Below are 26,376 nucleotides of genomic sequence, written 5' to 3' on the forward strand. Positions count from 1 at the left end.
CTTCTTGACAGTGGATCGACGCGGTCCCACACTCTCCGTGACCGTTCACGTGACCGGTCACGGCACCGTCGCCGGAGGTGTGATGACTGCACTGACCCGCCGCCGTTTCCTGGCGGCAGGCGCTCTCGCATTCGCGCTCGCGGGGTGCGCGAGCCCGAGGACCGCAAGCCCCGGGAAGCTCACCCTCTGGTACTGGACCCGCGGTCTCTCGCCCGCCGTGCTCGACGAGGCCGCCGTGCGCTTCGCCGGCGCCGGGTTCGATCCCGCGAACGTCAGCCACGACCTGCGCCACAAGCTGCTCGCGACGATGTCCGGCGGTGCCTACCTGCCGGACATGACGATGCTCAACGACGACATCGCGGGGTACTTCGGCGACGCCGACCAGTTCGTCGACCTCAACGCGATGGGCGCGGAGCGGCTCCGCGGCGACTACCTGCCGTGGAAGTGGGAGGCAGGCACCACGCCGGACGGCCGGCTGCTCGGTTTCCCCGTCGACACCGGGCCCGCCGCGCTGTTCTACCGCCACGACCTGTTCGCGCAGGCCGGGATGCCGAGCGAGCCCGACGACGTGGCCCGTGCCGTGGCGACGTGGGAGGACTACTTCGCGTTCGGCGAGGAGGTGCAGCGGGCGCTGCCCGGCCGGTACCTGATCACCGACGCCAAGACCGTCTTCACGTACTCGATGGCGCAGGAGCCGCGCAAGTACATGGACCGCCAGGGGCGGTTCATCGGCGACGAGGAGCCCGTCCGGCGCGCGTGGGAGCGGGCACTGACCGCCGTACACAAGGGCCTGACCGCCGGCTACTTCGACAACGGCAGCACCACGGGCTCCGTCGACCGGCACGCCGCCTGGAACAACGGCACGGAGCTCAGCCTGGTCAACGCCTCGTGGATCACCGGCGAGATCAAGGAGTCGGCGCCGACCACCGAGGGGGCGTGGCGCCTGTGCCGCAGCCCCGGTGGGCCGGGCAACCAGGGCGGGTCGTTCGTCGCCATCACCCGGTACTGCCCGCAGCCGCAGGCGGCGTTCGAGATCGTCAGCTGGCTGCTCTCGCCCACCAACCAGGCGCGCCACTACGCCGACGTCGGGCTCTTCCCGTCGGCTCCGGCCGCGTTCACCGACGTCACCGCCCGGCAGCCCGACCCGTTCTTCGGCGGCCAGATCACGGCCGACGTGTTCGGCGAGTCGGCGAAGGGCGTGCAGCCCGCCTACTTCAGCCCGTGGGACATCGACATCAGCAACTGCTTCACCGACGAGTTGGTCAACGTGGAGTCGGCGGGCAAGGACCCGCAGCAGGCGTGGCAGGACGCTCGCTCCGCGATCGACCGGCTCCTGCAGCGATCGGGGGTGTTGTGATGACGGACCTGCTCCCGCGCAAAGCGCCGAGCGCGCCGCCCATCGCACAGGTTCCGCAGCGGCGGCGGTTCCGCCATCTTCCGCAGTACCTCGCGATCTCGCCGTTCTACATCCTGTTCGTCGTCTTCGGCGCGTACCCCGTGTTCTACTCGCTGTACCTCGCGCTGCACCGCTGGGACGGTATCGGGCCGATGGAATGGATCGGGCTCGACAACTTCGCCTTGCTCGTCACCGACGCCGAGTTCTGGAACGCGATCGGCAACACGTTCATCATCTGGATCATGTCGACGGTGCCGATGACGGTGCTGGCGCTGCTCATCGCGCTCGGGCTGAACGCCTCGATCCGTTTCAAGGGGCTGTACCGGATCGCGTACTTCATGCCCAACGTCACGTCGGTCGTCGCGATGGCCATCGTGTTCAGCTCGGTGTTCTCCACCGAGTTCGGCATCCTCAACGCGTTCCTCAGCGCGATCGGCCTCGACCCGGTCGGCTGGCTGACCGATCCGTGGGGCATCAAGGTCGCCATCTCGGTGATGATCATCTGGCGGTGGGTCGGCTACAACGCGATCATCTTCCTGGCCGGGCTGCAGGCGATCCCGGCCGACGTCTACGAGGCCGCCCGCATCGACGGCGCCGGGCCGGTGCAGACGTTCTTCCGCGTCACGCTCCCGCTGCTGCGGCCGGTGGTGCTGTTCTCCGTGGTGATGTCGGCGATCAACGGGATGCAGGTCTTCACGGAGGCTCAGGTCCTGGTGGGCGACCGCGGCGGCGTGCAGGACGCCGGAACCACGATGGTCCTCTACTTCTACAACATGGCCTTCCTCGAGAACGACTTCGGCTACGGGGCCGCCATCGCCTGGGGGATCTTCGTCGTCGTCGTGATCTTCGCGATCATCAACTGGCGGCTGATCCAGCGCCCCGAGCGCGCGGAGGTGTCCCGATGACCCCGTCGCTGCGGGTCAAGCTGCTGGGCGGCGGGCTGCTGGCCGTCGGCGCGGTGATCACGCTGTTCCCCTACTACTGGCTCGCCGTGATGGCGACCAACACGACGTCGGACATCTTCACGACACCGCCCAAGCTCACGTTCGGCCCGCACCTGTTCGACAACGTCGCCGAGGTGTTCGCGAGCATCGACTTCTTCGGCTCGCTGCTGAACACCGTGATCGTCGCGGTGGCGACCACCGTGCTGGTGCTGTTCTTCGACTCGCTCGCCGCGTTCACCTTCGCGAAGTACCGTTTCCCCGGCCGGAACGTGCTGTTCGGGATCCTGCTCGCCACCTTCGTGGTGCCCACCCAGCTCGCGGCGATCCCACAGTTCTCGATCATGGCGACGATCGGATGGGTCGGCGACCTCAAGGCGTTGATCATTCCGGCTGCCGCCAATGCGTTCGGCATCTTCTGGATGCGCCAGTACTGCGCGAGCGCGCTGCCCGACGAACTGCTGGAAGCAGCGCGGATGGACGGCTGCGGGTTCTTCCGGACGTACTGGCACGTGGCGCTGCCCGTGCTACGCCCGGCGCTGGCGTTCCTGGGGATCTTCACGTTCATCACTGCGTGGAACGACTACCTGTGGCCGTTGATCATCATGGTCGACTCGCGCAACCTCACCCTGCAGGTTGCGCTCTCCCAGCTGAACGGGGTGTACGGCACCGACTACAGCTTGGTGATGGCGGGCACGCTGCTGGCGATCCTGCCCCTGCTCGTGGTGTTCCTCATCGGTTCCCGCCATTTCATCAAGAACATCGCCGCCGGCGCCGTGAAAGGCTGATCTGCCCGCATGTCCTACATCGACGACCCGGCACCGGGCCACGGCGCCCGTCCGGCCCGTGCCTGGTTCGCCTCCGACGCGCCGTCGCTCGATCTGGGCGGGCAGTGGCGCTTCCACCTCTCGCCGAGTGCGGCGGCAGCGCCGGACGGCGTCGAGCGCGAGGACTTCGACGACTCCGGCTGGTCGCTGCTGCCGGTGCCGTCCCACTGGCAGCTGCACGGGCACGGCAGCCCCGCGTACACGAACGTCGCCTACCCGTTCCCGATCGACCCGCCCTTCGTCCCGTCGGAGAACCCGACCGGCGACCATCGCCTCGCGTTCGACGTCCCGGACGAGTGGGCCGGGCTCCCGGCGCTGCTGCGGTTCGACGGGATCGACTCGTGCGGGCGCGTCTGGCTCAACGGCACCGAACTGGGCGTCACCCGGGGAAGCAGGCTCGCGAGCGAGTTCGACGTGAGCGCGGTGCTGCGCACGGGCGCCAACCTGCTCGTCGTGCGCGTCCACCAGTGGTCGTCGGGCAGCTACCTCGAGGACCAGGACATGTGGTGGCTCTCGGGGATCTTCCGCGACGTCACGCTCGTCGCGCGGCCGGCAGGCGGCATCGACGACTACTGGCTGCGCGCCGACTACGACCACACCACCGGCCACGGCCTGCTGCGCGTGGAGACCGCGGCGCCCGCCCGGTTGTCGGTTCCGGAGCTGGGCATCATCGACAGGTCCGTCGATGCGCCGATCGAGGCGGGCGAGGTGGCGCCGTGGAGCGCCGAGAGCCCCCGCCTCTACGACGGCACCCTGGCCACGGACACCGAACGGGTGCCGCTGCGGATCGGGTTCCGCACCGTCGCGATCACCGACGGCCGGATCACGGTCAACGGCCTGCCGATCATGTTCCGGGGCGTGAACCGGCACGAGTTCCACCCCGAGCACGGGCGGGCCGTCCCGTACGAGACCGCGCGGGCCGACGGACCAGCCACTACCCGCCGCACCCGGCGTTCCTGGCGCTGTGCGACGAGCTGGGTCTCTGGGTGGTCGACGAATGCGACCTGGAGACCCACGGGTTCAGCGCGGTCGGCTGGGACCACAACCCCACCGGTGACCCGCAGTGGCGCGACGCCTGCCTCGACCGGATGACCCGGACGGTCGAGCGGGACAAGAACCGGCCGAGCGTGATCATGTGGTCGCTCGGGAACGAGGCGCACACCGGCAAGAACCTCGCCGACATGGCGGACTGGGTCCGCCGGCGCGACCCCACCCGCCCGGTGCACTACGAGGGCGACAGCGCGTGCGAGTACGTCGACGTCCACAGCCGGATGTACGCGAGCCACGCCGAGGTCGAGCAGATCGGGCGGGCCGGCGGGATGCCGTTCGTCCAGTGCGAGTACGCCCACGCGATGGGCAACGGCCCGGGCGGGCTGCTGGAGTACCGCGAGCTGTTCGAGCGGTACCCGAACTGCAACGGCGGTTTCGTGTGGGAGTGGATCGACCACGGCATCGCCCGGCGTGACGCGCAGGGCCGCGAGTTCTTCGCCTACGGCGGTGACTTCGGCGAGCCGATCCACGACGGCAGCTTCGTCATCGACGGCCTGCTCTTCCCCGACCGCACCCCCTCGCCGGGGCTGCTCGAGTTCGCGAAGGTCATCGAGCCGGTGCGGATCTCGGGAGACCGGACCTCCGGCGGCCTCACGGTCGAGAACCACTACGACGTCGTCGGGCTCGACCATCTGACGTTCACGTGGATCCTGGAGGAGGAGGGTGAGCCGCTGGCGTTCGGCGTGCTCGACGTGCCCGAGGTCGCACCGGGCGCGTCGGTGGTCCTGCCGACGCCGCACCTGCCGGCCACGTCGCGCGAGGCGTGGCTGACCGTCACCGCGGCACTGGCCGATGACGCGCCGTGGGCCGCGGCGGGGCACGTCGTCGGGTGGGGGCAGGTGCCGGTGAGCCCGCCTGCCTCCGGAACCCCGTCCGCCGGGGTCGCGCCGTCCCGGACGCTCGGCGCTCCCGTGTTCGACCCCGTCGACGGCACGCTGCGCGAGCTCGGCGGATACCCCGTCGCGGGGCCGCGGCTGGACCTCTGGCGGGCCCCGACCGAGAACGACAAGCCGGTGGAGGAGAAGGCGTGGCGGGCCGCGGGCCTGCACCGGCTCCAGCATCGCGTGATCAGCGTCGAGCAGGCCGCTGACGAGGTCGTGGTCCGCAGCCGGGTCGCGCCGCCCGCACAGGCGTTCGGCATGCTCGCGACCTACCGCTGGACGCTCGCGCCGGACGCGGTGCACCTGCACCTCGACGTGGAGCCGGAGGGGGACTGGCCCTGCACCCTGCCCCGGCTCGGCCTGCGGATGGCCCTGCCCGCCGGACTGGACCGCGTCACATGGTTCGGGCTCGGGCCCGGCGAGGCGTACGCCGACAGCAGACAGGCCGCCCGGGTGGGGCGGTTCAGCGCGACCGTCGACGGGTTGCAGACCCCGTACGTCGTCCCGCAGGAGAACGGCAACCGCGCGGGTGTCCGGTGGGCGACGCTCACCGGCGCCGACGGGCGCGGCCTGCGGATCGAGGGCAGCCCGACGTTCGAGCTCACGGCCCGGCACTGGACCAGCGAGGACCTGGCGGCTGCCCGGCACGCGGTCGAGCTCGTCCCCGGCCCGCTGGTGCACCTGAACCTCGACGTCGCGCAGAACGGGCTCGGCACCGAGTCGTGCGGGCCGGGCGTGCTGCCGCAGTACCGGCTGCACGCGCACCAGGCGAGCCTCCGGCTGACCTTCCGCCCGTGGTGATCTGAGCGGGGCGGGGCCCCGCCGATCCGGGTAACGGCAGGGCCCTCCTCGACCGCAACCACCCGCATATCGTGGCGTGTCGGGCCAGATCGACCACCACGCCGAGGTTCGCGATTTCCTCAGCTCGCGGCGGCAACCGTCGCGTCACGGGGCTGCGTCGGGAAGAGGTCGCGATGCTCGCCGGCACCAGGAGCTACGGACCACCACCGGCCAGTTCTGAACCGCACCACGGCGTTTCGGAGCCGTCCTGCTGTCGGAGGGGGGCCACAGCAGCACTACGGCTCCGAAACGTGCGCTCCATCGGGTTCGGCTGCATGGGCGTCAGCACCGTGCCGATCGAGGAGGTCGCCGGGGCGGTCGGGGACCTGATCCGGGCCGGGAAGGTCCGGCACTTCGGGCTGTCCGAGGCGGGGTGCAGACCATCCGGCGCGCCCACGCGATGCAGCCCGTCACCGCCCTGCAGAGCGAGTACTCGCTGTGGTGGCGCGAGCCCGAGGCCGAGATCCTGCCGGCCCTGGACGAGCTCGGCATCGGCTTCGTGCCGTTCAGCCCGCTCGGCAAGGGCTTCCTCACCGGGAAGATCGATCCGAACGCATCGTTCGCCCAGGTCGCGCTGGCCTGGCTGCTCGCGCAGCGGCCGTGGATCGTCCCGATTCCCGGTACCCGCAACGTGTCGCGGCTGGCGGAGAACGTCGGCGCGGCCGAGGTCGAGCTGACCGCGGACGACCTCGCCGAACTCACACGGCAGCGGCCGCTCGGCGGCGCTGCTCCACCTGCTCAGGTTTGCGTGCGCGCTGGAACCGGGGCGGTGGCGGCATGACCACATTCTTGCGGCATCACTCCGCGCATCGGGCGGCGCGGCGTGCCGCTCTCCGCGTCGCCCTCGCAGGCCACCCTCGCCTGGAGGGCTCTCATTCTGGGGCCGGCACTTACGCAGATATTGTCTCTTACAGTTCTGGGACGATATTCATCGCATATCCGGCGCCGGGCTCGGCAAGTGTCCGGGGCGTCATATACCACGTCCGGAATATCGGGCATTTCCGAATACGTGGTGGACGCCACCGAACGCCGGGTGCACCCTGCAGGTATACCTGTAGTGCAGGCGCCGGGGGGTTCCAGCTGCAGGGCAAAACGTCCAGTACCTCCGTGTGCATCACGTCGGAACGGATTGGACGACGAATCGATGGCCCTTCTTCATGCCGGGTTCAGCTCCGCGGACAAATCCGTGAGTGTCGTGGACTCACCTGCGCTCGACACCGACCTCCTCGCGTACTTCCGCCGGATCGGCATGCCCGCTGCGGAAGCCGGCGCCCCGGCCCCCGACCTCACAACGCTGAGGCGGATCGTCGCCGCGCACGCGCGGTCGATCTCCTACGAGAACCTCGACAAGTTCACCGGACGGGAGGTGCGGCTCGACCCGGACGCCCTGACCGCCAAGTTGGTCCACCGTGCGCGCGGTGGCGGGTGCTTCGAACAGAACATGCTGCTCCGCGGCGTGCTCGACGCGCTCGGCTACACGACGACCGGCCTTGCCGCGCGGGTGCTCTGGAACCGGGACGCCGACGCGCCCATGCCACCGCGCAGCCACATGCTGCTGCAGGTCGACCTGCCGGAAGGCTCGCACCTCGTCGACGTCGGGTTCGGTGTCCTCACGCTCACCGGGGTGCTGGCACTCGAGCCGGACGTCGAACAGGCCACGCCGCACGAGCCGTTCCGCCTGCGGCCGGACGGGCGCGCGCTCGTGATGGAGGCCCGGACAGGGAGTCAGTGGCGCAGGCTGTACCGGTTCGACCTCGCCGAGCAGTATCTCGCCGACTACGAGGTCAGTAGCTGGTACAACGCGAACCATCCCGATTCCAAGTTCGTCAACGGACTGTTGATCGGGCGTCCGGCCTCCGACCGCCGCTTCACCCTCAAAGGCACCAGGTCCGACGGCGCCAGCCTCGCTGTGCATCATCTCGACGGCCCGTCGGAGCGACACGACCTCGAGTCGCCCGCCGCGGTCCGGACCGCCCTGGAAAAGCAGTTCCTGCTCGATCTCTCCGAACTGCCCGACCTCGACGCCGCCCTCGCCCGCCTCTTCTGATCGTTCGCTGACGGGCCGGTCAGGGGGAGGGGCATCAGACACGGCGCCGAGCGGTGCGCCCGGTCAGGCACGACCAGGCGAGCACCCAAGCGGTGGCGAGCGTCAGCGCGATGGCGAGCGGGACGTGGACCGGGAGCAGCCCACGGTCTCCGACATAGGCCTGTGCCAGGCCGATGACGAACACCGCGGCGCTGATCACCACGGTCCACACGTGCCCGCCTGTTGCGCGCCACAGCAGGAAAGCCGCGATCAGCATGAGCAGCGACAGCACGTGGAAGACGATCGCGCCACCACCGTGGACGCTCACCACGGCCTCGCTGCCGTTCAGGATCTCTCCGGCTGTCGCACCCTGGAACAGGAGTTCGAGCGTGCACAGGGCCGCGGTGATCTGCAGGGCGGTTCGGGCCCTTCGCGCGGCCCGGGTGGGGCCGACCATCTCGAATCGTGGCATCGTGACACCTTTCTCGGCCGGTTCGTCCAACCGGCGTCGTGCAGACGGCTGAGAATGGCTTGTGGTTTGCCGGTCGAATGGCGATAGCCGAGCCCGGTGCTCACCGGCTACGCGCACCCAGCCGGCAACGGGTACGTGCTAGTCGAGCCGACCTGCGTCCTCCAAGGCCGAGGCGCGGGCCAGCGGTCGTTGTGCGGCCTCGAACATCGCGGCCGCCCGGAGCAGCCCGTCGCGGTCGTGCAGGAGCAGCCCGCGGGCGTGCGCGTGCGCGGCGACGAACAGGGGCACGTCAGGGTTCGCCCTGGCCCGACGCCTTGTGGTGGCGGCCGCTCGTTCGGCGCGATCCCTGTGCCCGGCACGCAGGGCGACCCGGACGAACCACGGCACGTCGGCGATGTCGAGCGGGCCGCCGGCCCACGGGCCGATGGTGTCGAAACGGCAGGCCCCCTCGGTGAGGATCGCGATGGCGCCGCCGGGGTCACCTCGGAAGTCGGCGATGAGGGCTCGCAGCCAGGCGCCCGCAGTGCGTACCGACGCCGACCGGCTGGTCACCATCGTGTGCGCGGCTCGTTCCGCCGTGGCCAGCGCCTCCTCGTCGCCGGTCAGCACGGCGACCCGCCCCAGCGTGGAGATCGCGGTGACGGCTGAGAAGTCGCCGGGACCGAACTCGCCGGCGGCGGTGAGCGCTGTCCGGGCCGCCGCACGGGCATCAGCAGGCCGTCCGGCGTCCAGCAGCAGCCGCGATCGGGTCGCGTCCCACAACCGGCTCAGTGCCGGGCAGGCCCCCGTGCCTGCCTGGCGCCGGTCCGCGATGACCAGGGCCTCGTCGAGCCGCCCGACGCCGGCCAGTGCGGACACCCGCCAGAAATCCGGCTCCCAGAGGCGCTGCGGCGCGTGCACCCGCTGCGTCAAACGTGTTGCTGCCTCCGCTCCCGCGAGGGCCGTGCGCCAGTCGCCCCGGTGGAAGTCCGCGATGGACCTGACGCACACGATGAGCGCCTCCGCCGGCGCGTTGCCCGATTCGTGGGCCGCGGTCATCGCTTCGCGGGCGATGTCACCGGCCGCCTCCGGGTCCCCGTCGAGCGCGGTGGCCAGCGAGAGCACGGCGAGCAGGTCGGCCTGCAGCGACTGCGGCACCCCCGGCAGTGCCAGGGCGGCCCTGCAGTGCCGGATCGCGTCGACGAACGCGGACCGGAGGCCGACCAGCGCGTTGCCCAGCCGCACCCGGGCCTCGGCCACCGGGCCGACCGGAGTCTCCAGCGACTGCTGCGCGAGTGCGGCGGCCTGAGCCCCACGGCCGGCGCCGAGCAGCAGCCGCACGGTCTCCGTGACCAGGTCCGCCCACCCCGAAGCCCGGGGCGGGGTGAGCTCGAGCGCCCGCACACTGAGCTCAGCCGCCGCCTGCGGGTCCGAGTCCGCCGACATCGACGCGGCCTGACGCAGCAGCGAGACCACCGCGGAGTCGCCGGGCACCGCCAGCGCGGCGAGCAGCGCAGCGGCGTCCGACAGCCCCGCTCGCGCGCCGTTGACCTCACGAGTGGTGGCCGCGACCGCCGGCTGCAGGTCGAGGGTGTGTGCGCCCTCGTCGGTGAGCCGGTCGAGCGTGGCGAGCAGCGGCTCCGTCGCGAGGTCCTCCTGCGCGGAGAGGAGCCACAGCACGGGCAGATGCGCGAGCCTGCGCGGCAGGTTGCGCAGCGCCAGCAGGGTGGTGGGATCGGCCCACTGGAGGTCATCGAGCGTCAGGAGCACCGGAGCCTGCATCGCGGCACGTTCCAGCCGCCGTCGGACCGTCTGCAGGAGCCGGAACCGCTGGTCGACGGAGGTGACCAGCGCGGCCGGCCCGGCCGGGAAGTCCGGCAGCGGCTCCGGATCGGCCGCCACGGCGTCCATGATCGGCCCGAGGGGTGTCCGGGTCTCCCGCCCCGCCACCCCGGAGAGCGACCGGAACCCCATCGAGTGCGCCATCCGACGGGCCTCGACGAGCAACGCGGACCGCCCGGCCCCCGCCGCTCCACGGATGATCACGACCGACCCATGACCGGCCCGGAGCGCGTTCAGGCTCACCCGGACAGCACCCTGATCATCGACCCGTGCCCAGCCGGGGGCCTCCCCGGAATTCACGCTCATCGTCGTCTCCGATCACCGGCACGGCCGGGGCCGCACCATCCCTTTCGGCGCAACCGTCGCGCCCCGGCCCATGGTTGATCGACGCGCAAGAGGCCAACATCGGTCATATGACTCCATGGGCGGCCGCGGGTCGATGATCGGACAGTTCGCTCCACCGCATTGTCGAACGGTCTTTTACAGATCGTCGGAATCATCTGGCCGACGTTCACCGGGGTTCGGGCCGTCCACCACGATCAGGAGTGGCGGCGAGCGCGTCCCGGAGCCCTGCTCGAGAGCTGATGCCCAGCTTCGGAAAGGTGCGGTAGAGGTGGGCGCCGACCGTCCGGTGGGACAGGAAGAGTCGCTGTGCAATCTGCTTGTTGGACAGGCCGGATGCGGCGAGCATCGCGATCTCGCGTTCTTGCGGGGTGAGGGTGGCTGCGGCCTCGGTGCGGCCGGCGCGGCTCTGCCCGGTGGCCCGGAGTCCGTTCTCGGCGCGGTGTGACCACGGGTGGGCACCGAGGCGCCGGAAGGTTTCCATTGCTGCGGTGAGATTGTCCCGTGAGGCTGTGGTGGCTCGGGTGCGGCGGAGGTGTTCGCCGAAGGCGAGCTGTGTCCGGGCGAGGTCGAAGGGCCAGCGATCGGTGCTGGGGAGGGTGAGGGCTTGTTCGAACAGTTCGGTGGCCTGGTCGTCGGTGGCGGTGAGGGCCGTGGCGTTCGCGACGAGCAGTGCGAGTCGGGGTGAGAGTGCGGCGACGTTCGCGTGGTGCATCGCGGCGACGTGTGCCGCGGCTGCGCGTTGGCGGCTGGTTCGCAGCGCGGCCTCCACGAGATCCCCCATCACCCACAGCGCGTTCGGTGTGTAGGGGGCGAACGAACCGGCGGGGCTGATCGCGGTGGTGTGGCGGTAGGCGCCGTCGAAGTCGCCGTGGCCGAGTGCGGCGAGTCCGCGGGCGTGGTGGACGAAGTGCAGCGGTCCCCTCGCCCCTCTCGGCGACGCCCACCGGATGATCTCGTCGGTCCAGTGCAGGTTGGCGGCCTGGTCACCGCGAACGGCTGCGATGAGTGCCTTGTAGTAGTGGAACTGCCACAAGAAGTGCCGGTAGCGATTGTTGTCGCACATCTCGAGGGCCTCGTCGGTGAGTTCCACGATCTCGTCCCACCGGCCTGCGGTGAAGTTGTCGGCGCACAGGTGCATGGTGGCGACGAGGGCCTTCATGACGGCGCCGCCGTCGCGGCCGTCGCGCAGAACGCGCCAGGAACTGTCGCGGCAGGGTCCCAGCCGGTCGAGGTAGACGGCGCAGCGGGAGGTCCGCACGATCGTGGCCGGATCGTCTTCGGTGTGGAGGCGGGTCACGGCGAGGTCGAGCTCGTCGAGCACTGAGGGGGTGGCGCGGACCGGGTCGAGGAAGGTGCTGGTCTGGAGAGTGATCAGGGCGGAATCGGACGGGGGGAGTCGAGCGACCGCTGCCTGGAAGGGCGCCCAGTGTTCGGGTGTCCCGCCCAGCCAGCACAGCAGCGACAGTGCCCAGACTGCTTCCACGAGCTCGGTGTCGTCGGCAGGCTCCTGCGTCGATCGGTTCTCGATTGCCCCGACCAGCAGTGCGTGGGCGGTGTCGATATCGGTGTCGCCGGTCACGAGCAGGTAGGCGGTCGTGGCTGCGGCGTAGAGGGACCCGGCCTGGCCCAGGCCGGCGTCGGGGGCGCGGTCCAGGCCGGCAGCGTGCGCGTCGACCAGCAGTTGGGACGCCGTTCCCATCTCGCCGGTGACGTCGGCTCCGATGAACGCTGCTTGGGCCAGCCGTCTGCTCCGGTCCGTGCCCTGGGGGCTGAGGTGCGCGGCCCGGACCAACGCGGAGATGGCGCCGGTGGCGTCGCCGCGGTCGAGGCTGCGGTGCGCTGACTCCTGCAGCAGGCGGGCTACCCGTTCGTCAGGCTTGTCGGTCGCCTCGCCCAGGTGCCACGCCTGGCGTTCCGGCCGGTTCGTCCCCAGCTGCGCGAGCACCAGGTGCGCGCGGCGCCGTTCGACGTCACTCGACATCTCCACGATCGCCGCCCGGGTCAGTGGGTGTCGGAAGGCCAGCCGTCGAATGCGACGGTCGATGCGCACGAGCCCCGCACGTTCGCCCGCTGCGAGGTGCTCCATTGCGGTGCGCTCGTCGCCGGTGGCCTGGACGAAATGGAGGTCGCCGGTGCCGTCCAGTGCGGCGAGCAGCAGCAGCCGGCGGGTGGGCTCGGAGAGTTGTGCGATCCGGGCGGTGAACAGGGCCTGGAGCCGTCGGCCCAGGGGCAGGACGGCCGGCTGCGGCTGCAGTGCGTCGCCTGGGGGGCCGTTCAGCGCGGTGGGTAGCTCCACCAGGGCGAGTGGGTTGCCCTGTGCCTCTGTCAGCAGCCGTCGCCGGACTGCGGCGGGCAGCGTGGGGAAGCGGCGGTTCATCAGGCTGCGCGCCGCGTCGTCGTCGAGGGGCCGAAGCTCGTGCTCAGGCAGGCCGCTGTGCTCGAAGAAGCCTTCGATGTCGGAGCGAGAGGCCGCCAGGAACCCGATCCGGGAGCCGTCGAGTCGGCGGGCGACGAATCCCAGCACCGCTGCGCTCGGCCGGTCGATCCACTGGGCGTCGTCGACGACCACGAGCACCGGCTGGTCGGCGGCGATCGAGCGCAGGAGCGCGAGCGTGGCGTTCGACAGGACCAGCCGGTCCGGCGCCGCTCCGGTCCCGAACCCCAGCGCCACCGCGAGTGCCTCGCGGTATGCCGCACCCAGACGCCGGTCGAACTCACTGAATACGGGCAGCAGAGCCTGGTTGAGACCGGAGAAGCCGACCCCGGCCTCGAACTCGACACCGGCCGCCCACAACACCCGCACCCCGGCCACCGCCGCCATCTCCACCGCCGCCCGGAGGAGCGTCGTCTTACCGATCCCGGCATCGCCAACCAGCGACAGCGCGGCGCCCGAGGCCGCCGCGTCGTCGAGAAAAGAACGCACGATCGCGAGATCCGTGCTTCGGCCGAACATCTCGTCAACCCCCTTCCGAACCGTAAAATCGGACAATGCCCGGCCTTCAGACCGTCCATAACGACCGTCGGCGGGTAAAGCTACCCTCGCCGGATGAAAAATCGGCGCCAAATGCGGAAATTCATATGTGACGGTACGAATCCGTACGACTACGATTCCTGCCATTCTGCGTAGAACGCAGTGATCGCGTAGTGTGCGCGAAAGCCCACGGGCGAGGTGATGAGTGCAGCGGTGAGATTCGCCCGGAAGAGCGAGTAGACCCGTTTCCACAGGCGCAGGCGACCACCGAGCGAGGCGAGCTCACGACCCGCAGGACGACTGGTTCGCTGCGTGCAGGGGGTCGGCGAGCAGGCCGGCCATCGTGGCGCTGTACGTGGGGCTCAGATGGTTGTCGTCGAGGTAGACCAGGATGTTCCCGATCACGGCTGGGCAGCGGGTGGTGTCGCAGACCGCGTCGGCGATGTCGATGAACGTGACGTCGGACGGGACGTCCGACAGCCGCGTCCACGGCGGGGCCGGCGTGTAGACCTCGGCGCGGTCGGTCCCGCAGGAGTCGAGGTCGTCCGGTCGGGTCTGCACGCAGTCGGGCACGGAGTAGGCGAACCGGGGCGTGTCCCGCCCGGCCACCACGGCGATCCCGGCGGCGTCGAGTCGGCGCCATTGGTCGACGAACCCCGGTGGGGTCCACTCGGTCAGCCCGGCGCGTACATCCCGGCTGGCCAACGTGACGACGGTATCGGGGTGCAAGGAGATCCACGGCTCCGGTCCGGAGGGCTGCCGCGCCGGGGTGGGCGGCGTCGCCTGCTTCCCCGTGGCCTCCGGTGCCCGGACCCCGACCACCTGCCAGGTGACGGCCACCAGCAGCACTATCCGACGAGCAGGACCCAGTGCCAGAGGTAGAGCGAGTAGCTGAGGTCGCCGAGGTACCGAGCGGGACGGGAGGCGAGGAGCCGGTCGGCGCCTGCGGGGGCGCCCGTCCGGCCGGCGATGAGCACGAGGGCCGCGCAGCCGGTGGGCCACAGCGCGGCCACGCCGGGGAACACGTCGGCGACCGGGATGGCCGCGCCGCACGCCACGAGGCCGGCGACGCCGACCCAGCCGGCCGCGACCCGCGCACGCGGCGAGAGCGCGATCCGGTCGGTGGTGAGGGCGTGCAGGCCGCCGAGAGTGAACTGCCCACAGGCGGGCGGGGGGTGTGGAAGTACGCGAGGGGCTGGTTCGTGATCGTCAGCTCCACCGAGTACACCGGGGAGGCGGAGAACAGGCTTGTCAGCACGGCGGTCAGCCGGGGACGCAGCCGGGCCGGGGAAGCGGCGCAGCTGACCGCCACGACGGCGACCAGGAGCGGCCAGACGAGGAACACCTGGCCCTGGATGGACAGCGACCAGAAGTGCTGCACGACGCCGGTCATGTTGGTGCGGGCGGCGTAGTCGACCGAGTCAGCGGCGAGCTGCCAGTTCTCGGCGAAGAGCGCCGAGGCGGCGATCTCCCGGATCGTCTGCGCCCAGCGTCCGTGGGGCAGCACGGCGATGCTCAGCACTGCCGTGGCCACGAGCACCACAGCTGCCCCCGGGATCAGGCGCCGCAGCGTGCGGCTCCACTGCCGCCGGACGTCGAGCGTGCGCGCTTCGGCGGCCCGCACCAGCTGCCCGGTGAGCAGGAACCCGGTGAGCAGGAAGAGCACGTCGACGCCGCCGGACACTCGGTTGATCCACACGTGGTAGACCACGACGAGGGCGATCGCCAGCGCTCACAGTCCCTGCAGCTCGGGCCGGTGGACCGTGCCCTCCCGCGCACGCGTGCTCCTCTCCGACGGCTGGGGCACCGTCACACCACCGCTCCGGTGCTGCGGCGCCGGGCAGGCGTGCGCCGCGGTGCCGGCGGCCTGCGCCTGCCCTGGAGTTCGATCGCGAGCGGGGCCGCCACGCTGATCGTCGAGGCCGTACCGACGACGATGCCCACGAGCAGGGCGAGCGCGAAGTCGACGAGCGTGTCGCCGCCCAGTAGGAGCAGCGCCACGAGGATGACCAGGGTGGACACACCGGTGTTGACGGTGCGGGGAAGCGTCGCCAGCACCGCCGACCCGACGAGCCTGCGCAGGGCCGGCCCGTGCTGGGTCGTCCAGCCCTCGCGGACGCGGTCGAACACGACCACCGAGTCGTTCACGGTGTAGCCGATCACCGTGAGCAGCGCCGCGAGGAACACCCCGTCCACGGGCCGGCCCCACCAGGCGAACACCCCGACGACCACGCTCACGTTGGCGATCAGGGCGACGACTGCGCCCACGCTGAACACCCAGCGGAAGCGGACTGCCAGGTAGATCAGCTGCGCGGTGAGCGCCACACCGAGCGCGACCAGTGCGCCGCGGCGCAGTTCCTCGCCGAGGCTCGGGCCGATCCGCTCGTCGCGCAGCAGGTTCGCACCGCCCGCGGCGTCGGCCAGTACGTCGCGCAGGGCCGTGACGTCCTCGTCCGTGAGGTCGCCGCTACGGACGGACAGCCCGCCCGTGCCGGTGCTCTGCACGGCGACCGCCGGGAACCCGGCGTCGGCGACGGCCTCGCGCGCGACCTCGGGTTCGAGCGGCTGGGCGGTCGAGAACTCGACGGCGCGGCCCCCGGTGAACTCGACACCGAAGTTCAGCCCGCGGACAGCGACCCCGGCCAGCGCGATCAGGACGACGACGGCCGAGCACGCCAGCCACCGCCGGTGCCTGCGCAGCAGGTCGGGGTCGCGGCGCCCGAGCCAGGTGCGCACGGGCCCTGGCGAGGCCAGTCCCGACCACGCCGGCCGCCGCCGGATCGACGGGCGGCGCACGAGCCAGATCGTCAGCATCCGCGACAGCACGAGCGCGGAGTACAGCGAGACGAGCACGCCGAGCGTCAGGGTCACCCCGAACCCGCGCACCGGTCCGGAGGCGAGGCCGAAGAGCAGGCCGGCGGCGAGCAGCGTCGTCACGGCCGAGTCGGCCACGGCGGGCAGAGCGCTGCGGTAGCCGATCTCGGCGGCCCGGTCCAGCCGCCGTACGCGCTGGTACTCCTCCCTGGCCCGTTCGGCCACCAGCACGTTGGCGTCGACCGCCATCCCGATCGCGAGCACGAAGCCGGCCAGCCCGGGCAGGGTGAGCGTCGCCCCCAGCGCGGTCAGGCCCGCGTAGCTGATCACCACGTACCCGACGAGCGAGGCCACGGCGGCCAGCCCGACGAGCCGGTAGGCCGTCAGCAGGAACACCCCGGTCAGCGCCACCCCGATCGCCGCAGCCACCGCACTGGCCTCGATCGCGGCCGCGCCGAGCGTCGGGCCGACCGTCCGCTGCTCGATGATCTCGACCGGGACCGGCAGCGCACCCCCGGAGATGAGCACGGCGAGGTCACCGGCCTGCTCCCGGCTGAACGACCCGGTGATCTGCGTCGAGCCGCCGGGCATGCCTGCCCCGCAGGCGATCGACGGATCGACCTGCGGGGAGGAGATCACGCGGTCGTCGAGCACGATCGCGATGCGCCGGGCCGGATCACCCGGCGACGCGCACGCCGCCTGCGCGGTGAGCGCCCGCCAGCGCTCCCGACCATCCCCGGCGAACGCGACGTCCACCACCGATCCGATGACGCCGGGCGTTGCGCTGGACGCACGGGCCCCGGAGACGTCCTCACCGGCCAGGGCGGGTGGGCCGAGCGCCAGTGCCGCTCCGGCCTCGTCCGGCAGGACGCGGGCCGCGTCGGCGCCGGTTGCCGGGCCGAGCACGGGGTGGATCGTGAGCTGGGCGGTCCGGCCGAGAACGTCGGCCGCCTCCGCCGGGTCCTCCAGTCCGGGTAGCTCGACGACGATGCGCCGCTCGCCCGAGCGGGAGAGCGAGGGCTCGGCGACGCCCAGGCCGTCGACGCGGTCGCGGAGGACGCCCAGCACCCGGTCGGTGGCTGCGGCGTCGGCCACGGTGCCGGGGGCGTCGCGGGTCTCCAGCACGATCTGCGTGCCGCCACGCAGGTCGAGGCCGAGGGTGGGGGTCAGGGTCAGGGCTGACCAGATGGACGGGACGAGCACGGCGAGCGCCAACAGGGCGCGCACCAGCACGGATCGGTGCACAGGGGTCCTTGCGAACAGGGCCGCCGCGCATACGCGCGTGGCCGGGGGATCAGATGGTCGGCTGATCCCCGGCGGGCGGCGCCCGCCCTGGTACCGCGGTGGACTCGCCCGTCCGCTGCCCGATCGTGCCGCGGACGGGCGTGTGGGAGCACACCGCCGGCGCGACGGGAGCGGGTGGTGCGGGGACGATCGCGGGGTGGCTGCCGATCCCTGTGCAGGTGACCAGGGGGCGGTCGGTGCGCACAGTGGCTTCGCCTGCCGGCGCCTGGTCGACACCCCAGCCGAACGCGGCGGGGGCGGACGGCGCCGGTGCGTTCGGTGCGTCCGAGGCCGCGGTGGGCAGAGCCGCGGCCGTGAGTGCGAGCGTGGCGAGCAGCACGAGCACCGAGCCCAGCAGGCGCCGGACGAGTGCGCTCGACTGCTGCACGTCCCCACCTCCCGGTGTCCGCCCGCCCCGAATCGGGCAAAAGCCTACTAGGCCTCCTGTCCCGGGCGGTCGTCCGTCGCGCTCGCGGGGTCGGTGAACGCCCGCGAGACGGCTCTCATGGCGGTGGTGACCTCGGTGGGGACCATCCAGAACGTCGAGCCCGCGCCTTGGGCGAGCTGGGGAAGCACCCGGTTGACGCGCAGGCCCACTTCCCGGTGGCGTCGTCGAGTACGACACGAAGCCGGCTGTTGACGCTGTCGCGGGAGGTGAGCGCACGCTCCAGGTCTTCCACCACGAGGTTGTCCTCGGTGATCACCGGCTGCGGGGAGAACGCCACGACCTGCTCCCGCAGATCGATGGGTGGGTACACCCGGTCGACATACGGGATCACGATGCTGAGGCCCGGCTGCAGAGTCCGGTGGTAGCGGCCCAGCCGCTCGACGTTGCGTGCCCGCGCCTGCGGCACGATGCGCACCGCCTGCACGACGGTCACGACCGCGAACATGGCGACGACCAGCCCGACGACGAGCAGCGGCGGAAGACCCATCGTCACTCCCCGGAGTGCACGCGCGGCCGCGGCACGGGTGTTCGCTCCTCGCCCGGCTCGCCAGGACGTGGGAGGGGCAGGTCGATGCGGGTCAACAGGCGCCGGATGGCCCGCGGGTCGTTGTCGAGATCGACACCCGGCGGTGGCACGGAGGTCCCGTCGAAGCCGGTGACCGCCCAGTTCAGGACGTCGGCCGCAGTCGGCACGAGGTCCAGCGCGGCCGCCCGGGAGCCGGCGTAGTGGCTCAGCGCAGCGCTCGCCGTGCGGTGCGACGAGGACCATCCGTGCGCGGTACACCAGCGCAGTGTCCGGCCGGCGAGGTCGGGCCGGCCGGGACAGTGCAGGAACGTCAGGCAGATCTCGAGAGGGTCGGGCCGTCCGGGCCCGGTCGCCTGGTCGTCGACCAGGCGCAGCCCCCGTCCGCGGGCCTCGGACATGACGTCCAGCCGGTACCCCTGCACGGCGGCGGACGCGTCCGCACCGAGCGCGGCGACCAGCGCGTAGGTGTCCATGCTCGGCCTCTCGTCGTGGTCAGGCCCCGGTGCCGCTCCCGGGGCAGGAGCGCTCCGGCCAGCCTGACGCGACGCCGATGCCGGCACCATCGGGTCCAACACCCATCTCCGCGCCCTGCGACATGCAGAGGGATCGCACCCCGCCCGTCACGGTTCGACGAGGCCTGCGCGGATGGCGTACCTGGTCAGGTCCAGCCGATCGCGCATCCCGAGTTTCTGCAGGATGTTGGCGCGGTGCCGGTCGACGGTCTTGATACTGATCACGAGCGTCTCGGCGATCTCCTTGGAGGAGTTCCCTTCCGCGATGAGCTTGACGATCTCCTCCTCGCGCGGGGTGAGGATGGTGTCGGGGAGCCGGTCGCCCTGCTTGCTGCGCTGCAGGTAGTCGCGGATGAGCGCGGTGATCGCGCCGGGGTAGAGGAAGGGTTCGCCGCGCATCGCCGCGCGGCAGGCCTCGAGCAGGTCGCGATCCGCCACGGACTTGAGGACGTAGCCCGACGCCCCCGCCTTGAGGGACTCGAAGAAGTACTGCTCGTTGTCGTACATCGACAGCATCAGGATGCGGATGCCCGGGGCGCGGCGGGAGATCTCCCTCGCGGCCTGGATACCGGTCATCCTCGGCATCGCGATGTCGAGGATCGCGAGATCGCGGCCATCGGACGAGGGCGTGGCGGACGCGGTGGCGACGATCTGCACGGCCTCCGCTCCGTCGGACGCCTCGGCCACGACCGTGAGGTCCGGCTCGGCGTCGAGGATCAGGCGCAACCCCCGCCGGACCAGGGCATGGTCGTCGGCGAGCAGGATCCGGGTGGGGGAGGAGTTCACGGGTTCCGCCTCTGCTGGGTGGCCGCGGGCACGACGAGCCGCACATCGGTGCCGCCGCCGTCCGGTGTGGTGATGGTCAGGTCGGCGCCGATGAGGTGGGCGCGCTCCCGCATGCCGATGATCGGCGATCCGCCCAACATCATCATCGGCAGCCGGGCCGGGCTGTCCTTCAACGACTTCCTCGTCCACATGGCGCCGGTCGTCGTCGTGCCGACGTCTCCGACACCTTGCGCGAGGTCGAATGGCCCACGCTGGTGTTCTTCATGGGGCTGTTCGTCATGGTGGCCGGGCTGGTCCACACCGGGGTCATCGCCACGGTCGGGACGTGGAGCATCGCGATGGTGGGCGACAACTGGTTCGGCGCGGCCACGGCACTGATCTTCGGCTCGGCCGTACACGGCGCCTTCTTCGACAACATCCCCTACGTCGCCACCATGACCCCCGGGTCGAAAGCCTCGTCGAGCAGGTCCCGGACCCGGCCACCGGTCAGGCGCTCTGGTGGGCGTTCGCGCTCGGCGCCGACTTCGGCGGCCAACGGCACCGCGGTGGCCGCGAGCGCCAACGTGGTGGCCATCGGAATCGCCGCCCGCACCGGCCACCGCATCACGTTCTGGCAGTTCACCGAGTACGGGATCGTCGTCGCCGCCCTGAGCACGACGATGGCCCGGGTCTACGTGTACCTCCGCTACTTCACCTAGCCGGTGCTCGACGTCTGACTTGCCTGGTAGGCAAGTCGAGTGGTAACTTTCCTGCCAGGCAAGTCAAACGTCGGAGGGATCGGAATGAACAACATCGAGGATGCCCAGGCCGGCCTCGCGGAGGTCGCCAAGCGCCGCAACCAGGCCATCGACGGCGCGTCCCGCGGCCGGCACCGCGGCTGGGACGCCACCGGCATGCTCGCGATGGTCGCCGGCTTCGCGGCAATGGACCTTCCGGTGTCCGAGTTACTGGGGCTGACCCTCTTCCTCATCGGCATGGTCGCCGCCGTGATCTGCTTCACCCGGGCCGGCCGGCGCAGCACGGTAGTCATGCACAAGTCGCAGATGACGGGCCGGTTCTGGGCCGTGCTCGGTGGCATGGGGCTCGCGGCCGGCGCTGTCAGTCTCGCGTTGTTGTGGCTGGTCGACCAGATCGACTTCCCACTGCGCAACACCCTCGTCGGCGTGCTGTTCGTCGTCCTCGTCGCGGCCGGCGAACCGCTGTACCGGGCGCTGCTGCGCCGGACGACGGTATGACCACCCCAGCCGGCTTCGACGAACTGATCCATCCGCCGACCCGGCTGGGCCTGATGGCACTCCTCGCGGCCGCCGAATGGGCGGAGTTCAGCTTCCTCAAGGAAAGCCTCGAACTCACCGACTCCGCACTCTCCAAACAGGTCTCCACCCTCAGCGACGCCGGGTATGCCGAGATCCGCAAGGAAGGCGCGGGTCGCCGACGGCACACCCTGGTCACCCTGACCCCGAAAGGCCGGAAAGCCTTCGACGGCCACGTCGAAGCCCTGCGGCAACTGGTCAACCGCGCGCCCTCGGTGTCCGCATCCGGCGCCGCCCCGCGGGAAACGCCCTGACCCGACCCGTTCGACCGACCCGGCGGGTGCAGTGGTCGAGGACGTGGTGGGGTGGCTGGGTGCCCGAACCGGGCGACTCGCGGGTGGCGGGGCGTCTTCGCAGCCCGGGTGGGTTCGTCGCAGAGGCTGTGGGCCCTGCGAGGAGCACGGCGGCTCTGCGAGGACGTGGCGGGGGTGGCTGGGCGCCCGAACCGGGCGACTCGCGCGCCTGAACCGGGCGACTCGCGGGTCGTGGGGTGTCCTCGCAGCCCGGGTGGGTTCGTCGCAGGGGTCGTGGGGTCTGCGAGGATCACGCCCGATCTGCGAGGACGTGGTCGGGGCGACTCGCCCCGCGAACCGGGTGACTCGCGGGTGGGCCGGCCGAGCGCAGCGGCGTGAAGGTCGGGAGGCCAGTTTGGCCGACGGCCCAGGTGCCCGAACCGGGCGACTCGCGCGCCTGAACCGGGCGACTCGCGGGTGGCGGGGCGTCTTCGCAGCCCGGGTGGGTTCGTCGCAGAGGCTGTGGGCCCTGCGAGGAGCACGGCGGCTCTGCGAGGACGTGGCGGGGGTGGCTGGGCGCCCGAACCGGGCGACTCGCGCGCCTGAACCGGGCGACTCGCGGGTGGTGGGGTGTCCTCGCAGCCCGGGTGGGTTCGTCGCAGGGGCGGTGGGGTCTGCGAGGAGGACGCCCGCTCTGCGAGGACGTGGGCGGGCGACTCGCGCGCGCGGACCGGGCGACTCGCGGCGGCCAGGCCCGGCAGGTGGTCGCCCGACAGCTCGGGCGCGGCCGGGGCTGGATCGCTCGCCGCCACCTCGTGCGGCATCTGACCGGCCACTTCCTCGTCGGGACGGTGCTGCTGGTCCCGCACGCGATCCTGCACGAGGCCGCGCTGTCGTTCCTCGGCCTGGGGGTCGACCCGGCCGAGCCGTCGATCGGGGTGCTGCTCGCCGAGTCGATGCGCTACCTCACCGCCGGTGCCTGGTGGCTTCCTCGACGCGGTCACCGAGGCCCGCATCGGGCAACTGCTGCTGACCAGGGCCCGGACAGCGGGATCGGGGTGCTCGCGATCTCCCACGACCAGCCGCTGCTGGACGCCGTCGCCGACCGCACCCTCCACCGGGACGACATCATCCGCCTCGACGGAGCGTCGACGGTGGTCAGAAGCCCAGGTCGCTCAGGCTCGGGTGATCGTCCGGACGGCGACCGAGCGGCCAGTGGTAGGCGCGCTCCGACTCGCTGATCGGCAGGTCGTTGATGGAGGCGTGCCGGACAGCCATGACGCCGTGCTCGTCGTACTCCCAGTTCTCGTTGCCGTAGGAGCGGAACCAGTTCCCGTCCAGGTCGTGGCACTCGTAGGCGAAGCGAACGGCGATCCGATTGCCCTCGAAAGCCCAGAGCTCTTTGATCAGCCGGTACTCCAGCTCTCGTTCCCACTTGCGCGTCAGGAAGGCGATGATCTCATCGCGCCCGTGCAGGAACTCGTGACGATTGCGCCACCTGGAGTCGATCGTGTAACCCTGCGCCACCTTCTCCGGGTCGCGGCTGTTCCAGGCGTCCTCGGCGAGGCGCGCCTTCTCCCGCGCCGTCTCCAACGTGTAGGGGGGAATCGGGTAGCGGTCGGCCATGCCAGCTCCTCGATCATTCATAGGAAACGGCGACGGTCCGGGAGGTCCGGGCGCCGAGCCCCACGTTAAGAGCCGCGATACGGCAAGGCATCACGCGTCCGAGCGATGTGTACGACCGCGTCGGTCAGTGGGTCGGGACCACCGAGCTGAGCCAGTTGGGGTCCTGCTGCCAGTTGACGACCTTGCCGTTCGCCACGACGGTCGGCGTGCCGAAGGCGCCCTGCTGCTGGAGGGCGGGGTCGGCCTCCGCGGCGGTCAGGTTGGACTGGATCTTGGCGCCGTAGGTGTTGCCGTTGACCACCGAGTCGAAGGCGGGGCCGCTCACGCCGAGCCGCCCGGCCAGGTTGGACAGCTGGGCCTGTGTCCAGCCGGGTCCGTTCTCCTCGGGCTGCTTGCTGAACAGGCTGTCGTGGAAGTCGATGAACTTGTCCGGTGCCGCGGCGGCGACCGCGAGCGCGGTGTTCGCGGCCATCGTGGAGTAGCCGGACGGGGTCGAGCGGTCGTCGAGCAGGTTGAGCATGTGGTACCGGACCTTGATGGTGCCTGCCTCGAGTTGCTTCTCCATGGCGGGGAAGTTGGCCGACTCGAACTCCCCGCAGATCGGGCAGAGGAAGTCCTCGTACGCGTCGACCGTGGTGGGTGCGGTCGGCTTCCCGGCCAGCACGGTGGCCGTGGCCGGGTCGAGCACCACCGGGTACTGGGCGGAACCGGCCACCGTCACCGTCGGAATGACCGACTGTGCCGCGGTCGTGGCCTTCTGCTTCTGGAGGAAGACCCCGCCGAAGACGGCCGCCGCGATCACCACGATCACGACGGCGGCGACGATGTTCTTGCGCTTGTTGTCGCGGTCGGCGCGAGCGGCGGCGACCGCCCGGCCCGACGAGGCCGACTTCCTCTTTGCGCCCTTGCTCTGCTGGGTGTTGCTCACGATGCGTTCTCCAGGGTCACGGGTTCCGGTTGCGACCGGACGAGCCAGCCGTCGACGGAGGCGAACGTCCTCGGCCGGACGACGAGCCACACGGCGAGCAGCAGGAACCCGGTGTCGCGCAGGATCTCCTCGGGGTAGTGCGTCTGGCCCGCGGCGACCTGCCCGCCGCCGCCGAAGCAGCCGCAGTCGATGGTCAGGCCACGGGCCCAGGACTGCGCGATGCCGGCGATGTAGACGAGCAGCACGATTCCGGACAGCACCGCCACCAGGCGGACGCCGACGCCCAGCACCAGCAGCAGGCCGAGCGCCAGCTCCAGGAACGGCAGCACGCCTGCCACCACGCTCACCAGGCCGTCCGGGATCAGCTCGTAGGCCTTCACCGACGCCACGGTGCCCCCGGGGTCGGCCAGCTTGATCGCGCCCGACACGAGCCACACGGCAGCCAGGCCCAGCCGGGCGAGGGTGCCGACGGTGTCGAGCATTCGGGTCGAGGGACGCGCCACGGTCGCGAGGCTACCGCCGGAAAATGTGTGTCCCCGGGGGATGCGCATCACGCGGTGCGGCCGGTTCAGCGGTCGGCCGCCTGCTCGACATCGGCCGGGCCGCTCATGACCCCGTTGAGCACGGCCGCGCCGTGAACCGCGCGGTACGGTCGACGCCCCGCCGCCCCCGTCCAGTGGCAAGATCGAGAAGCACGTGGTCCGGGAGCTGTACGCCGGGCACTACCAGGGAGCCCGATGACCGTACTGAGGTCGCAGCTCGACGTGTCCTCCGAGACGTATGCGAGCCACCGCACGGCCCAGCTCGAGGTGCTGGCACAGCTGGACGAGCAGCTCGAGCTGGTCGTCGCGGGCGGCGGTGAGCGCTACACCCAGCGGCACCGTGACCGGGGGAAGCTCCCGGTCCGCGAGCGCCTGGAGCTGCTGCTCGACCCGGACAGCCCGTTCCTGGAGCTCTCGGCGCTGGCGGCGTGGGGCACCGGGTTCACCGTCGGCGCGTCCGTCCTCACCGGGATCGGCGTGGTGTGCGGTGTGGAGTGCATGGTCATCGGCCACGACCCCACCGTGCGCGGCGGCGCGATGAACCCCTACTCGCTGCGCAAGGCGCTGCGCGCGCTGGAGATCGCCAGGGTCAACCGGCTGCCGGTGGTCAACCTCGTCGAGTCCGGCGGCGCCGACCTGCCCACGCAGGCCGATCTCTTCGTGCCGGCCGGACGGATCTTCCACGAGCTCACCGAGCTGTCGTCGCTCGGCGTTCCGACCGTGGCGATCGTCTTCGGCAACTCGACAGCGGGAGGGGCGTACGTGCCCGGCATGTGCGACTACGCCGTGCTGGTCGACCGCCAGGCGAAGGTGTTCCTCGGCGGGCCGCCGCTGGTCAAGATGGCCACCGGCGAGGAGTCCGACGACGAGGCGCTCGGCGGCGCCGAGATGCACTCCCGCGTCTCCGGACTGTCGGACTACTTCGCCGTCGACGAGCACGACGCCATCCGGCTCGGCAGGCAGATCATCTCCCGCATCAACTGGCACAAGCTCGGGCCGCTCCCGGCGGCGGCCCCTGAACCGCCGCGCTACGACCCGGAGGAGATCCTCGGGATCATCCCTCCGGACCCGAAGGTGCCGTTCGACCCCCGCGAGGTGCTGGCCCGCACCGTCGACGGCTCGGACTTCGACGAGTACAAGCCGCTCTACGGCACCTCGCTCGTCACGGGATGGGCGAGCATCCACGGCTATCCGGTGGGCGTGCTCGCCAACCACCGCGGCGTGCTGTTCAGCGAGGAGGCCAAGAAGGCCAGCGAGTTCATCCTGCTGGCGAACCAGACCGACACGCCGCTGGTGTTCCTGCAGAACACCACCGGATACATGGTCGGGGCCCGGTACGAGCAGGGCGGGATCATCAAGGACGGCGCAAAGATGATCAACGCGGTCACCAACAGCACCGTGCCGCACCTGACGATCACCATGGCGTCGTCGTTCGGGGCGGGCAACTACGGGATGTCCGGCCGCGGGTACGACCCGCGGCTGATGTTCGCCTGGCCGGGCGCCAAGCTGGCCGTGATGGGCGCGGCGCAGCTCGCGGGCGTCATGTCGATCGTCGGGCGGGCCTCGGCGGCGTCGCAGGGCAAGCCGTTCGACGAGGAGGCCGACCGGCGGCGCACCGAGGCGATCGAGGCCCAGATCGAGGCCGAGTCGCACGCCTTCCACATCACCGCCCGGCTCTACGACGACGGCATCGTCGACCCCCGCGACACCCGGACCGTGCTCGGCATGTCGCTGTCCGCCGTCCACTCGACCACCGTCGCCGGCCGTCGCGGCTTCGGCGTCTTCCGGATGTGA

The 26,376-nt window shown here is 71.2% G+C and carries 24 protein-coding genes and 2 pseudogenes; 11 read left to right on the forward strand and 15 right to left on the reverse strand.

From position 1 onward, the window contains the following. Positions 1–82 precede the first annotated feature (82 nt). The 6 genes and pseudogenes from AC5L35_RS23415 to AC5L35_RS23440 all read left to right on the forward strand — a co-directional run bounded on the left by AC5L35_RS23415 (position 83) and on the right by AC5L35_RS23440 (position 7,982). A complete protein-coding gene (locus AC5L35_RS23415; protein ID WP_495061817.1) occupies positions 83–1,357 on the forward strand; it encodes an ABC transporter substrate-binding protein in 1,275 nt (424 codons plus the stop codon). Beyond that, positions 1,357–2,301 carry a carbohydrate ABC transporter permease gene (locus AC5L35_RS23420; RefSeq protein ID WP_495061818.1) on the forward strand — a complete coding sequence of 315 codons (945 nt, stop codon included), beginning with the start codon at positions 1,357–1,359 and terminating at the stop codon, positions 2,299–2,301. Before AC5L35_RS23415 ends, AC5L35_RS23420 begins: the two co-directional genes overlap by 1 nt. Then, on the forward strand, positions 2,298–3,125 hold the full coding sequence (locus tag AC5L35_RS23425; RefSeq protein WP_495061819.1) for a carbohydrate ABC transporter permease: 828 nt from the start codon (positions 2,298–2,300) through the stop codon (positions 3,123–3,125). Before AC5L35_RS23420 ends, AC5L35_RS23425 begins: the two co-directional genes overlap by 4 nt. Positions 3,126–3,229: 104 nt before the next feature. Beyond that, positions 3,230–5,896, forward strand: a pseudogene (locus AC5L35_RS23430) (glycoside hydrolase family 2 TIM barrel-domain containing protein); the annotation flags it as partial. A 412-nt stretch (positions 5,897–6,308) separates the two neighbouring features. Further along, positions 6,309–6,716 (forward strand): aldo/keto reductase, encoded by a 408-nt coding sequence (locus AC5L35_RS23435; protein ID WP_495061820.1) that lies wholly within the window; start codon positions 6,309–6,311, stop codon positions 6,714–6,716. Between the two features lie 405 nt (positions 6,717–7,121). Beyond that, on the forward strand, positions 7,122–7,982 hold the full coding sequence (locus AC5L35_RS23440) for an arylamine N-acetyltransferase family protein (RefSeq protein WP_495061821.1): 861 nt from the start codon (positions 7,122–7,124) through the stop codon (positions 7,980–7,982). 34 nt (positions 7,983–8,016) lie between these two features. Here the strand turns inward: AC5L35_RS23440 and AC5L35_RS23445 are convergent, their stop codons facing one another. The 12 genes and pseudogenes from AC5L35_RS23445 to AC5L35_RS23500 all read right to left on the reverse strand — a co-directional run bounded on the left by AC5L35_RS23445 (position 8,017) and on the right by AC5L35_RS23500 (position 20,113). Beyond that, entirely contained in the window at positions 8,017–8,433 is a 417-nt protein-coding gene (locus tag AC5L35_RS23445; RefSeq protein WP_495061822.1) for a hypothetical protein, read from the reverse strand. A 138-nt stretch (positions 8,434–8,571) separates the two neighbouring features. Then, on the reverse strand, positions 8,572–10,560 hold the full coding sequence (locus AC5L35_RS23450; protein ID WP_495061823.1) for an AAA family ATPase: 1,989 nt from the start codon (positions 10,558–10,560) through the stop codon (positions 8,572–8,574). A gap of 205 nt (positions 10,561–10,765) precedes the next feature. Beyond that, on the reverse strand, positions 10,766–13,552 hold the full coding sequence (locus tag AC5L35_RS23455; RefSeq protein ID WP_495061824.1) for an ATP-binding protein: 2,787 nt from the start codon (positions 13,550–13,552) through the stop codon (positions 10,766–10,768). A 300-nt stretch (positions 13,553–13,852) separates the two neighbouring features. Further along, the gene (locus tag AC5L35_RS23460; protein WP_495061825.1) at positions 13,853–14,410 is read right to left on the reverse strand and encodes an SGNH hydrolase domain-containing protein; all 558 of its coding nucleotides are present in this window, start codon (positions 14,408–14,410) and stop codon (positions 13,853–13,855) included. Positions 14,411–14,418: 8 nt separating this feature from the next. Then, on the reverse strand, positions 14,419–14,628 hold the full coding sequence (locus tag AC5L35_RS23465; protein ID WP_495061826.1) for a hypothetical protein: 210 nt from the start codon (positions 14,626–14,628) through the stop codon (positions 14,419–14,421). Positions 14,629–14,852: 224 nt separating this feature from the next. Continuing rightward, positions 14,853–15,281 (reverse strand): annotated as a pseudogene (locus AC5L35_RS23470) (acyltransferase family protein); the annotation flags it as partial. A gap of 98 nt (positions 15,282–15,379) precedes the next feature. Further along, positions 15,380–17,629 (reverse strand): protein translocase subunit SecD, encoded by a 2,250-nt coding sequence (gene secD, locus AC5L35_RS23475; RefSeq protein ID WP_495061827.1) that lies wholly within the window; start codon positions 17,627–17,629, stop codon positions 15,380–15,382. A 49-nt stretch (positions 17,630–17,678) separates the two neighbouring features. Continuing rightward, complete coding sequence (locus AC5L35_RS23480) at positions 17,679–18,056, reverse strand: hypothetical protein (protein WP_495061828.1); 378 nt, start codon at positions 18,054–18,056, stop codon at positions 17,679–17,681. Between the two features lie 115 nt (positions 18,057–18,171). Then, on the reverse strand, positions 18,172–18,603 hold the full coding sequence (locus tag AC5L35_RS23485; protein ID WP_495061829.1) for an SPFH domain-containing protein: 432 nt from the start codon (positions 18,601–18,603) through the stop codon (positions 18,172–18,174). Positions 18,604–18,605: 2 nt separating this feature from the next. Beyond that, positions 18,606–19,115 (reverse strand): hypothetical protein, encoded by a 510-nt coding sequence (locus tag AC5L35_RS23490; RefSeq protein ID WP_495061830.1) that lies wholly within the window; start codon positions 19,113–19,115, stop codon positions 18,606–18,608. A 147-nt stretch (positions 19,116–19,262) separates the two neighbouring features. Then, positions 19,263–19,940, reverse strand: coding sequence for a response regulator (locus AC5L35_RS23495; protein ID WP_495061831.1), 678 nt, complete (start codon positions 19,938–19,940; stop codon positions 19,263–19,265). Next, complete coding sequence (locus AC5L35_RS23500; RefSeq protein ID WP_495061832.1) at positions 19,937–20,113, reverse strand: hypothetical protein; 177 nt, start codon at positions 20,111–20,113, stop codon at positions 19,937–19,939. Before AC5L35_RS23500 ends, AC5L35_RS23495 begins: the two co-directional genes overlap by 4 nt. Positions 20,114–20,167: 54 nt before the next feature. On the opposite strand from AC5L35_RS23500, the gene AC5L35_RS23505 reads away from it, so the two are divergent. From AC5L35_RS23505 to AC5L35_RS23520, 4 genes are all read left to right on the forward strand, one after another. Then, positions 20,168–20,638, forward strand: coding sequence for an SLC13 family permease (locus tag AC5L35_RS23505; RefSeq protein WP_495061833.1), 471 nt, complete (start codon positions 20,168–20,170; stop codon positions 20,636–20,638). A gap of 84 nt (positions 20,639–20,722) precedes the next feature. Continuing rightward, on the forward strand, positions 20,723–21,175 hold the full coding sequence (locus AC5L35_RS23510) for a hypothetical protein (protein ID WP_495061834.1): 453 nt from the start codon (positions 20,723–20,725) through the stop codon (positions 21,173–21,175). Continuing rightward, positions 21,172–21,507 (forward strand): winged helix-turn-helix domain-containing protein, encoded by a 336-nt coding sequence (locus AC5L35_RS23515; protein WP_495061835.1) that lies wholly within the window; start codon positions 21,172–21,174, stop codon positions 21,505–21,507. The genes AC5L35_RS23510 and AC5L35_RS23515 overlap by 4 nt, the downstream gene beginning before the upstream one ends. Positions 21,508–22,247: 740 nt before the next feature. Beyond that, positions 22,248–22,727: a hypothetical protein gene (locus tag AC5L35_RS23520; RefSeq protein ID WP_495061836.1), complete on the forward strand. Its 480-nt coding sequence runs from the start codon at positions 22,248–22,250 to the stop codon at positions 22,725–22,727. On the opposite strand, the gene AC5L35_RS23525 is transcribed toward AC5L35_RS23520, so the two are convergent. The 3 genes from AC5L35_RS23525 to AC5L35_RS23535 form a co-directional block, all read right to left on the reverse strand. After that, positions 22,645–23,112: a nuclear transport factor 2 family protein gene (locus AC5L35_RS23525; protein WP_495061837.1), complete on the reverse strand. Its 468-nt coding sequence runs from the start codon at positions 23,110–23,112 to the stop codon at positions 22,645–22,647. The genes AC5L35_RS23520 and AC5L35_RS23525 overlap by 83 nt on opposite strands. A gap of 124 nt (positions 23,113–23,236) precedes the next feature. Continuing rightward, complete coding sequence (locus AC5L35_RS23530; RefSeq protein ID WP_495061838.1) at positions 23,237–24,040, reverse strand: DsbA family protein; 804 nt, start codon at positions 24,038–24,040, stop codon at positions 23,237–23,239. Further along, positions 24,037–24,522, reverse strand: a complete 486-nt coding sequence (locus AC5L35_RS23535) for a MauE/DoxX family redox-associated membrane protein (protein ID WP_495061906.1) — start codon at positions 24,520–24,522, stop codon at positions 24,037–24,039. Before AC5L35_RS23535 ends, AC5L35_RS23530 begins: the two co-directional genes overlap by 4 nt. Positions 24,523–24,777: 255 nt before the next feature. Between AC5L35_RS23535 and AC5L35_RS23540 the strand changes: the two genes are divergently transcribed. Beyond that, positions 24,778–26,376: an acyl-CoA carboxylase subunit beta gene (locus AC5L35_RS23540; protein ID WP_495061839.1), complete on the forward strand. Its 1,599-nt coding sequence runs from the start codon at positions 24,778–24,780 to the stop codon at positions 26,374–26,376.

The sequence above is a fragment of the Pseudonocardia sp. OZ21 genome (assembly GCF_059359135.1).